The sequence below is a fragment of the Variovorax sp. Varisp36 genome, from assembly GCF_047304235.1.
GTDB lineage: Bacteria > Pseudomonadota > Gammaproteobacteria > Burkholderiales > Burkholderiaceae_C > Variovorax.
Genome location: NZ_JBGLYU010000104.1, coordinates 1 through 707 on the forward strand (window position 1 = coordinate 1; position 707 = coordinate 707).

General features: G+C 63.8%; 1 pseudogene. It reads right to left on the minus strand.

The annotated features are described in order from the left end of the window. A pseudogene (locus ACCD11_RS28360) lies at positions 1-692 on the minus strand (type IV secretion protein Rhs); the annotation flags it as partial. Positions 693-707 lie beyond the last annotated feature (15 nt).

Sequence of the window (707 nt, forward strand, 5' to 3'; positions counted from 1 at the left end):
TTGACCCGGCCCGCGATCCCATCGGGCAGCTGGCTTGCCGCCGCCTTGGCCACATAGTTCGCCGACTGCTTCGAGTAGCGCACCGCAGCACCCCACATCCGGCTCCACGTGCTCTGCGTCTTCGGGTCGTGCACTTTCGTTTCCGCCACGGCAGGCGTACCCACCGTGAACAGGTCCTTCTGCCCCAGCACACGCCGCAGGATGTCCACCAGGTTGTCGATGATCTTGTCCGCAAGATCCGCGCAGCTCTTCAGGATGCCATCGAGCTTGGCGATGGCTCCGTCGATGAACGTGTCCAGCTCGCCCATGATGGTTGCGTTCAGGTGCCCCACCAGCGTCGTGACGATGGCTTCCCCCAGATTCGAGGCTGCCGACTTCAGCTCCTGCTTCACCAGGTGAAGCGTCGGCCGCAGGCTCATGCGCGCCGCCGCCATGCTCGGCGGCAGCGGGATCAGCCCGATCAGGTTGATGCCCAGGCTCACCCAGTTCAGGAACGCATCGACGCCGTCCTTGGCCTTCTTCTCGACGATGTTGATGATGTCCAGGAACACATCCACCAGCGCCATGATGTTGCCAACGATCGGGATGCTGCCCAGCACCATCGTCAGCCGCTCCAGCGTCACGTAGCCGCCGCTGAAGGAGCGCAGCCAGTCGTCCACCGCCTTGCTTGCCGCGGCGATGTCCTCCTTCACGATCGTGTTCAGTGG